The sequence below is a fragment of the uncultured Sphingomonas sp. genome, assembly GCF_964237155.1.
Taxonomy (GTDB): Bacteria; Pseudomonadota; Alphaproteobacteria; order Sphingomonadales; family Sphingomonadaceae; genus Sphingomonas.
On the sequence record NZ_CAXSHH010000100.1, the window covers coordinates 1 to 6,898 of the forward strand.

Below are 6,898 nucleotides of genomic sequence, written 5' to 3' on the forward strand. Positions count from 1 at the left end.
CGCGTGGCGCGGCCGGCGCCACCGGCGCGCGCGTCCTCCCCGCGGGCCAGGCCACGCCGCGCAACGCCGTCCCCGGCCGCCCGACGCAGCGCGACCGCAAGGGCGACGACCGCCGCACGTCGGGCAAGCTCACCGTCACCCGCGCGCTCGGCGACGACGGCGCGCGCTCGCGCAGCCTCGCGGCGCTCAAGCGCGCCCGCGAGAAGGAGAAGCGCCATTTCGGCCCGCGCGACGCGCAGCCCAAACAGGTCCGCGATGTCCAGGTGCCCGAGGCGATCACCGTCCAGGAACTCGCCAACCGCATGGCGGAAAAGGGCGCGGACCTGATCAAGACCTTGTTCAAGATGGGCTCGCCCGTCACCATGAACCAGCTGATCGACCAGGACACCGCCGAGCTGCTCGTCACCGAGTTTGGCCATAACATCGTCCGCGTGTCCGATTCGGACATCGACCTCGCGCTCGACACCGGCACCGACGCCGTCGAGGACCTTCGACCCCGGCCGCCCGTCGTCACGATCATGGGCCATGTCGATCACGGCAAGACCTCGCTCCTCGACGCGCTGCGCGGCACCGACGTGGTGCGCGGCGAGGCGGGCGGGATCACCCAGCATATCGGCGCCTATCAGGTGCAGATGCCCGACAAGTCGAAGATCACCTTCCTCGACACCCCCGGCCACGAGGCGTTCACGCAGATGCGGATGCGCGGCGCGGACGTGACCGACATCGTCGTCCTCACGGTCGCCGCCGATGACGGGTTGATGCCGCAGACGATCGAGGCGATCAACCACACCCGCGCGGCGGGCAAGCCGATGATCGTCGCGATCAACAAGATCGACAAGTACGAGGCCAACGCCCAACGCGTCCGCGAGCGGCTGCTCGAGCACGAGGTCGTGGTCGAGGAGCTCGGCGGCGACACGCAGGACGTCGAGGTCTCCGCGCTCAAGAAGACCGGGCTCGACCAGCTGATCGAGAAGATCCAGCTCCAGGCCGAGCTCCTCGAACTGCGCGCCAACCCCGACCGCCCGGCCGAGGGCACGGTGATCGAGGCCAAGCTCGACAAGGGTCGCGGCCCCGTCGCGACCGTGCTCGTCAACCGGGGCACGCTCCGGGTCGGCGACATCTTCGTCATCGGCGCGGAGTCGGGCAAGGTTCGCGCGCTCGTCGACGACAAGGGTCGCCAGATCAAGGAGGCGGGCCCCGCCATGCCGGTCGAGGTGCTCGGGCTTTCCGGCGTCCCCTCGGCGGGCGACCCGCTCGCGGTCGTCGAGAACGAGGCCCGCGCCCGCGAGGTCGCGGAGTACCGCCGCGGCGTGCTCACGCAGAAGCGCACCACCTCGGCCCCCGCGAGCCTCGAGACGATGTTCTCGGCGCTCAAGGCCAACCAGGCGATCGAGTATCCGCTCGTCGTGAAGGCGGACACGCAAGGCACCGTCGAGGCGATCTCGCAAGCGATCAACAAGATCTCGACCGACCTGATCCGCGCGCGCATCCTCCATGCGGGCGTCGGCGGCATCACCGAGTCCGACGTGACGCTCGCGGCCGCGTCGGGGGCGCCCATCATCGGCTTCAACGTCCGCCCCAACGCCAAGGCGCGCGAGATCGCCGAGCGGACCAAGGTCGCGTTCAAGTACTATGACGTGATCTACGACCTGACCGACGAGATTCGCGCGGGCATGGCCGGGCAGCTCGGCCCCGAGGCGTTCGAGACTGTGGTCGGCCGCGCGGAGATCCGCGAGGTCTTCTCGGCCGGCAAGCACGGCAAGGCCGCCGGCCTGCTCGTGGTCGAGGGCGCGATCAGGAAGGCGCTGAAGGCGCGCATCACCCGGAACGACGTCATCGTCTTCAACGGCGAGATCGCCTCCCTGCGGCGCTTCAAGGACGATGTCCCCGAAGTGCGCGCCGGCCTGGAATGCGGCGTGACCTTCTCGAGCAACTATATCGACATCAAGCCGGGCGACTTCCTCGAAACCTTCGAGGTCGAACTCCGCGAACGCACGTTGTAACGCTCTCCCTCTCCCCTCCGGGGAGAGGGTCGGGGAGAGGGGCTGGTCGGAGAGCTGGCGTTTGAGACAGCCCCTCTCCCCAGCCCTCTCCCGCAAGCGGGAGAGGGAGCTGAATGAACACCGACAGACCCGAACGCTCCGTCCGCACCCTGCGCGTCGGCGAGCAGGTCCGCCACATCCTGTCGGAGATCCTCGCGCGCGGCGACGTCCATGACGACACGCTCGCCAAGCACATGGTCTCCGTCACGGAGGTCCGCATGTCCCCCGACCTGCGCCACGCCACCGCCTTCGTGAAGCCGCTGCTCGGACAGGACGAGGAGGCGGTGCTGAAAGCGCTGCGCACCAACACCGCCTACCTCCAGCGCGAGGTCGCCCACCGCGTGCGGACCAAGTACGCCGCCAAGCTGAAATTCCTGCCCGACGAAAGCTTCGACGAGGGCACCCGCATCGACACCCTGTTGCGCAAGCCGGAAGTGGCGCGGGACCTGGACGCCGACTGATCGTCCGCGAGCGTAAGACGGACGTCATCGATCCGCCATGTAACCTTAACCATAACGACGTCACCCGGACATGTCGGCGTGATTGGATCGGCCCTCCACCGAAGAGGGAGCCGAGGCCATGAAGTCGTACCGGAAGATGTCTGCCGCGCTGGCGCTGGCCGTCGCGTCCATGCCGGCGATCGCGGTCGCCGACCCGCTGGTTCTCGGCCATCGAGGCGCCAGCGCCTACCGGCCCGAGCACACGCTCGCCTCCTATGCGCTCGCGATCGACCAGGGCGCCGACTATATCGAACCCGACCTCGTCTCGACCAGGGACGGCATCTTGGTCGCGCGCCACGAGAACGAGATCGGCGGAACGACCGACGTCGGCCTGCGCGCCGAATTCGCCGGGCGGCGGGCGGTCAAGATGATCGACGGCGTGTCGATCACCGGCTGGTTCACCGAGGACTTCACGCTGGCCGAGCTCAAGACGCTGAAGGCCAAGGAGCGGATTCCCGGGACCCGGCCCGGCAACGCCGCCTATGACGGCCAGTTCGAGGTGCCGACGCTGCAGGAAGTGATCGACCTCGTCCGGCAGAAAGAGGCGTCGACCGGCCGTACGATCGGCATCATCCCCGAAACCAAGCACCCGACCTACTTCGACTCGATCGGCCTGTCGCTGGAGGAGCCGCTGCTCGCGACCTTGAACGCCAACGGCTATAACGGCGCGTCGGACCGGGTGATCATTCAGTCCTTCGAAGTCGGCAATCTCCAGTTCCTGAACGGCCTGACCGACATTCGCCTCGTGCAGCTCACCGGCGGGGCCGCCGGCCGGCCGTACGACTTCACGCTGTCGGGCGACACGCGCACCTACGGCGACCTGCTGTCGGTGACCGGGCTGAATTTCATCAACGATTACGCCGAGCTGATCGGGCCGGAAAAGGGCTCGATCATCCCACGCGACGCGGCCGGCTTCCTGCTGTCGCCGACCAGCCTGGTGGGCGATGCGCACGCCGCCGGATTGCTGGTCACGCCCTATACTTTCCGGCCCGAGAACATCTTTCTGCCCGCCGATTTCCGCATCGGCGCGAACCCGAACGCCTATGGCGACCAAATGGGCGAGCTGATGGCGTTCCTCGATGCGGGCGTCGACGGCATCTTCGTCGACGCGCCCGACCTGGGCCGCGCGGCGGTGGACCGCTTCGTCGCGGGCGCGGTGCCGGAGCCCGCCAGCTGGGCGATGATGATCGTCGGCATGGGGGCGATCGGCGCCAGCCTGCGCGCGGGGCGGCGGCGGCGACACGCGCTCGCCATGGCCTGACCGCCAAGGAAAAGGGGCGGCGGACGATCCGCCGCCCTTGACCCGGGAACATCGATCCGGTCAGCCGCGCGGGGATGGCCAAGCTCTATTTCTACTACGCCTCCATGAACGCGGGCAAGTCGACCACGCTGCTCCAGGCCGACTTCAACTACCGCGAGCGCGGGATGCGGACCGCATTGTTCACCGCCGCCCTCGACGACCGGTTCGCGGCGGGGACCATCAGCAGCCGCATCGGCCTGTCCGCGCCCGCGACGATGTTCCGTGCCGACACCGACATCGAGGCGCTTGTCGTCACCGATCACGGACGCGACCCGTTATCCTGCGTCCTGGTCGACGAGGCGCAGTTCCTGACCGGTCCCCAAGTCGACCAGCTGGCCCGCATCGCCGACGGGCACGGCGTCCCCGTCCTCGCCTACGGCCTTCGCACCGACTTTCGGGGCGAACTGTTCGAAGGCTCTGCGCGCCTCCTCGCGCTCGCCGACGCGCTGGTCGAGATCAAGTCGGTCTGCACCTGCGGCCGCAAGGCGACGATGAACCTGCGCGTCGACGCGCACGGCCGCGCGGTGGTCGAGGGCGCGCAGACCGAGATCGGTGGGGATGAACGTTACATCGCCCTCTGCCGCCGCCATCACGCCGAGGCGCTGGCCGCCTAGCCCCGCCCACCCCATATCCGGCCTATGACCCCCGACAACTTGTTCTACCGCGCCGCGATCTGGATCGTGCCGCTCCTCGTCGCGATCGTGTTCCACGAGGTCGCGCATGGCTGGGCCGCCAAGTGGCTCGGCGACCCCACCGCCGCGGACCTGAAGCGCCTGAGCTTCAATCCCGTCCGCCATGTCGACCCGGTCGGCACCGTGATCCTGCCGCTCAGCCTCGCGGTCGCCGGCGCGCCCGTGTTCGGCTGGGCCAAGCCCGTCCCCGTCGACGCGACCCGCCTGCGCGAGCCGCGCACGGGCATGATGCTCGTCGCGCTCGCCGGGCCCGGGATGAACTTCCTCCTCGCCAGCATCGGCGCGATCGCGCTCGGCCTGGTGTTCGCGCTCGGCGATCAGCCCGCGGGCGCGGCGCGCTTCGCCGCCGACCTGCTCTTCTCTTTCATCGTCGTGAACGTGTTCCTGGCGCTCTTCAACCTCCTGCCGCTACCGCCCTTCGACGGCGGGCATCTGGTCGAGGGCATGCTGCCGCGCCCGCTCGCGCGCCAATACGCCAAGATTGGGCGCTACGGCTTCCTGTTCCTCATCGGCCTTCTCGTGGTCCTCCCCATGCTGGTCCCGAGCGCCAACATCGTCGAGCGGATCGTCGCGCCGCCCGCGCGCGCGACGGTCGCGTTCTTCATCGGCATCGCCCGCGCGTTCGGCTGACCCACGTGAACGGCTGGCTGATCATTGACAAGCCGCTCGGGCTCGGCTCCACCGACGCCGTGTCGGCGGTCAAGCGCGCGCTCCGGGCGGGCGGCTATCCCAAGGTCAAGGTCGGGCACGGCGGCACGCTCGACCCGCTCGCGACCGGCGTGCTGCCGATCGCGCTCGGCGAAGCGACCAAGCTCGCCGGGCGATTGCTCGACGGCGACAAGATGTACGATTTCACGATCCGCTTCGGCGAGGAGACCGCGACCCTCGACGTCGAGGGCGCGGTCGTCGCGACCTCCGACGTCCGCCCCACCGCCGCCGAGGTCGAAGCCGTTCTCCCCCGCTTCACCGGCCCGATCGCCCAGACGCCCCCTGCCTATTCCGCGCTCAAGCTCGACGGCAGACGCGCCTACGACCTCGCCCGCGCGGGCGAGGAGGTGACGCTCGCAAGCCGGAACGTGACAATCCACGCCCTCACCTTTTCCTCCCTCGCAAAGCGGGGGAGGGGGACCGCCGGCCTTCTTGGGCCGGTGGTGGAGGGGGACAACGAGATCAGCCTCACCGCCCACGTCTCCAAAGGCACCTACATCCGCTCGCTCGCCCACGACATCGCCCACGCGCTCGGCACCGTTGGCCATGTCACGATGCTCCGCCGCACCAGGGCCGGCCCCTTCGACCTCGCCGCCGCGATAACGCTGGACGAACTGGCCGAATTCGGGCAGGAGCGCGCGCTTGAACATCATCTCCTGCCGTTGAGGGCGGGGCTGGACGACATCCCGGCTTTGCTTCTCACTCCCGACCAGGCAGGGGCGCTCCGACAGGGGCGCGTTCTGGCCGGGATCGCCGCCGATGACGGCCAACACTTCGCGATGCTGGACGATGTGCCCGTGGCGCTGGTGGAGGTCAGGACCCAGGAGGTCCGCGTCGTCCGGGGCTTCAACCTCTGATCTGAAAGGTACCCCGATGTCGATCACTCCCGAGCGCAAGCAGGCGCTGATCACCGAATATTCGCGCGTCGAAGGCGACACCGGCTCCCCCGAGGTGCAGGTCGCGATCATCACCGAGCGCATCAAGAACCTGACCGGCCATTTCAAGGGCCACGCCAAGGACAACCACAGCCGCCGCGGGCTGCTGATGATGGTCAACAAGCGCCGCACGCTGCTCGACTATCTCCGCAAGACCGACGGCCAGCGCTATCTCGACCTCATCGCGAAGCTCGGCCTTCGCAAGTAACCGGAAAGGAGCGCCCTCGCGGCGCTCTTTTCTTATCCGGGTGGAACGCAATCCGGCGGACCACCCTGCCCCGTTCGTCCCCGGACTTGATCCGGGGTTTGTCGAAGCATCGTTGTTTCACCTTCCAGCGTAGGAAGGTCGACCCTTCGACAAGCTCAGGGCGAACGGAAAAAGTCGGACCGTCTTTGGTCCGCACACAGGCCCCGCCCGCATCTGGCGCGCGGAGTGAAGGAAATCACATGTTCGACACCAAGAAAGTAGACATCCAGTGGGGCGGCAAGACGCTGACCCTGGAAACGGGCCGCGTCGCCCGCCAGGCCGACGGCGCCGTGATGGCGACGCTCGGCGAGACGGTCGTGCTCTGCGCGGTCACCGCCGCCAAGTCGGTCAAGGAAGGCCAGGACTTCTTCCCGCTCACCGTCCATTACCAGGAGAAGTTCTCCGCCAGCGGCCGGATCCCCGGCGGCTTCTTCAAGCGCGAGCGCGGCGCGACCGAGCGCGAGACGCTCACCA

At 68.5% G+C, this 6,898-nt stretch carries 7 protein-coding genes and 1 pseudogene; all 8 read left to right on the top strand.

Translation table 11 applies throughout. The annotated features are described in order from the left end of the window. On the top strand, positions 1 to 2,003 hold a 2,003-nt coding region (gene infB / locus ACFE71_RS14145), incomplete at its 5' end, for a translation initiation factor IF-2 (RefSeq protein WP_375429408.1). A 113-nt stretch (positions 2,004 to 2,116) separates the two neighbouring features. Further along, positions 2,117 to 2,503 (top strand): 30S ribosome-binding factor RbfA, encoded by a 387-nt coding sequence (gene rbfA, locus ACFE71_RS14150; RefSeq protein ID WP_375429409.1) that lies wholly within the window; start codon positions 2,117 to 2,119, stop codon positions 2,501 to 2,503. Between the two features lie 118 nt (positions 2,504 to 2,621). Next, positions 2,622 to 3,803, top strand: a complete 1,182-nt coding sequence (locus tag ACFE71_RS14155; RefSeq protein WP_375429410.1) for a glycerophosphodiester phosphodiesterase family protein — start codon at positions 2,622 to 2,624, stop codon at positions 3,801 to 3,803. Positions 3,804 to 3,877: 74 nt separating this feature from the next. Beyond that, positions 3,878 to 4,456, top strand: coding sequence for a thymidine kinase (locus tag ACFE71_RS14160; RefSeq protein WP_375429411.1), 579 nt, complete (start codon positions 3,878 to 3,880; stop codon positions 4,454 to 4,456). A 24-nt stretch (positions 4,457 to 4,480) separates the two neighbouring features. Next, entirely contained in the window at positions 4,481 to 5,164 is a 684-nt protein-coding gene (locus tag ACFE71_RS14165) for a site-2 protease family protein (RefSeq protein WP_375429412.1), read from the top strand. Further along, entirely contained in the window at positions 5,161 to 6,099 is a 939-nt protein-coding gene (gene truB, locus ACFE71_RS14170) for a tRNA pseudouridine(55) synthase TruB (RefSeq protein ID WP_375429414.1), read from the top strand. Before ACFE71_RS14165 ends, truB begins: the two co-directional genes overlap by 4 nt. 16 nt (positions 6,100 to 6,115) lie before the next feature. After that, positions 6,116 to 6,385 carry a 30S ribosomal protein S15 gene (rpsO, locus tag ACFE71_RS14175; protein WP_375429413.1) on the top strand — a complete coding sequence of 90 codons (270 nt, stop codon included), beginning with the start codon at positions 6,116 to 6,118 and terminating at the stop codon, positions 6,383 to 6,385. 239 nt (positions 6,386 to 6,624) lie between these two features. After that, a pseudogene (locus tag ACFE71_RS14180) lies at positions 6,625 to 6,898 on the top strand (polyribonucleotide nucleotidyltransferase); the annotation flags it as partial.